The following is a 365-nucleotide window of genomic DNA, read 5'->3' on the forward strand; positions in this document are numbered from 1 at the left end:
TCATTTAAAGAGCCTTCTTTGGAAGAATGGGTTTTTGTCTTGAGTCAACAGCCAGAAGAAGAAGCACAGAATTTAGCACTTGATATGGAACTGTATGTCGAAGGTTCTCTTGATATTTTTTCTCATAAGACCAATATTCAGACAGGATCTAACTTCTTAATCTATAACGTTAAAAAGTTAGGAGATGAGCTGAAACAAATCGCTCTTATGGTAGTGTTTGATCAGATATGGAATCGTGTTGTTCGGAACCAAAAATTAGGGAAGAAGACTTGGATTTATTTTGATGAAATGCAGCTTCTCTTATTAGATAAATATGCCAGTGATTTCTTCTTTAAATTGTGGAGTCGTGTCAGAAAATATGGAGC

Annotated in this window: 1 pseudogene; it reads left to right on the forward strand. The window is 35.1% G+C overall.

What is annotated here, in order from left to right:
• A pseudogene (locus HMPREF2701_RS00980) lies at positions 1 to 365 on the forward strand (VirB4-like conjugal transfer ATPase); the annotation flags it as partial.

Origin of the sequence: Streptococcus sp. HMSC077D04, from assembly GCF_001808785.1 — a bacterium.
Lineage (GTDB): Bacteria > Bacillota > Bacilli > Lactobacillales > Streptococcaceae > Streptococcus > Streptococcus mitis_BX.